General features: G+C 28.3%; 1 protein-coding gene. It reads right to left on the bottom strand.

All coding sequences use genetic code 11. From position 1 onward, the window contains the following. Window positions 1-363: 363 nt before the first annotated feature. Complete coding sequence (locus tag Q0138_RS01425) at window positions 364-1,662, bottom strand: hypothetical protein (RefSeq protein ID WP_297979911.1); 1,299 nt, start codon at window positions 1,660-1,662, stop codon at window positions 364-366. Between the last annotated feature and the right edge of the window lie 188 nt (window positions 1,663-1,850).

The raw sequence follows: 1,850 nt of genomic DNA, 5'->3' as shown, positions 1-1,850 counted from the left end.
TTGTATATAAAAGTAACTATTTGTATACAATCTTCGACCACATTATTAAAAAAGGAATAGAAAGCAGAACAAAAAAATCATGAACTATTAATTTTTGCTCTAACTACTGAGTGCTTACTGAGTTCCTACTGAGTGATTTGGGAAAAATTGGACTTCAGCCATCTCTTTATTCTCTCCTACATGTTCTCGTAGTCAAGAGGATTTCCATTGCGACATGTCAAACTCAAAATTAAATAAAAAATTCTAATTTTAAAAGCATTAAAAAAAAGATTCTAATAAAAAAAAGAATTAAAATAAAATGAAAAAGAGTCTAATTTTAAAAAAAGCATACAAAACTCAAGCCAACCATATTTAAAAATCAACTTAAATCTTATTCTGCAAACGATTAATCATATCAAAAACCAAAGGATCATTTGTTAACTCATACATAATTCTATAAAAGTATAAAGCCTGATTTAAAAATCCTCTTGAGTGGAAATAGGAACTTAAAGTCTCCAAGGAATCTAGAATAAATGGATTAACATCCTCCTGAACATTCTTTGACTTTATAATCTCAAGTGATTTTTCATCATCAATGATAAAATCAACTCCTCTTGAGCTTATATAATCAAGTTCCTTGATTGCATTCTTGTTGTTTTCAAATTTAAGGCTATGATTATAAAAGACGGCGGAAACCTCAAGATTATACTCCTCCAAATAATAATACCCAATGTTTCTATATGCCTTAGCTATGTCCTTAAGAGAATATGCATATTTCAAGGCTTCCATGGTTAGAAGGAAAAACCTGTTGAAGGTTACTGTCCTTAACTTGTAGATGTCTGCAAGTTCCAAAAGAGCCTTTGAGGATATTGGATTTATCTTCAATGCCCTTTTCAAATAGACTTCCGCCTCATCAAAACGAGATTTCTCTGCAAGCAATGACCCATAAATATAATATAAATCAAATAATGGTTTAGAATATGGGATTAATCTCAATTCCTTTTTATTTTCCTTATCGGATTTTTCATTTGATTTATCCTCTTTTTTATTTCCACCATTATTTTTATTTACTATAATATCTGAAACCTTATTTATGCTCTTATTTATATTGATTTGATTTCCCCTATATCTGTTACGCTTTCTGTTTTGCCTTCTGTATGCAATCGGATCATCAAATCCCCTATGGTCATAATTGCCTAAGGAATGAACATTGCGCTTAAGGAATGGAGTATTGTTCTTTTTGTCAATTGCCTTTTTATCTTCTTCTGTATTGTAGAATTCAAGCTTTGAGCTATCGAATCCAATGTAATTATAAAAAATCAGAACTTCAAGAGGATTTAAAAAACTGTGATATTGGTATTTTGAAGAATTGGAATAATCATCATTGAAATTCTTAAAGAATCCTTCAAGCAGGATTAAGGCAGAACCCTTATCCTTTGCCTCAATCAGTTCTATAACATCATCAAATGCCTTTAAGATTTCATTATTATTGTGGGACTTGTCCAAAAAGTCAACTTCATCATCTGTAAGACAATCCCAGAATAGGGCGGAAATCCCTTTTATGATTTGTGGAGCATGCTCATGGTTTTTATAAAAGTCCAATTGGGAAACAAGATAACTCTTGTCCAAATCAGAATTTCCGCTAAGATTCCTTTGAATGTTTTTTATAATTTCATCACACATTTAAATCATTGAAAAGTTTATTAAAATAAGATAGTTTTAAATTTTTATATACTTATTTAAATAATTTGCTAATTGTAAAAAATCATCATTAAAATTTTAATAAAAATTATTCTAGAAAAATGAAATTAAAATAATTAAAAATAATTAAAAATAATTAGAAATAATTAAAATTTATTAAAATAAAATAA

This window comes from uncultured Methanobrevibacter sp. (assembly GCF_937906425.1).
GTDB lineage: Archaea > Methanobacteriota > Methanobacteria > Methanobacteriales > Methanobacteriaceae > Methanobrevibacter.
This window is presented reverse-complemented; position numbering and strand designations above follow the sequence as displayed.

What these genes read in the sequence shown, in the direction of transcription:
- Q0138_RS01425 (WP_297979911.1), bottom strand. Translation starts at nt 1,662, where the DNA reads ATGTGTGATGAAATTATAAAAAACATTCAAAGGAATCTTAGCGGAAAT.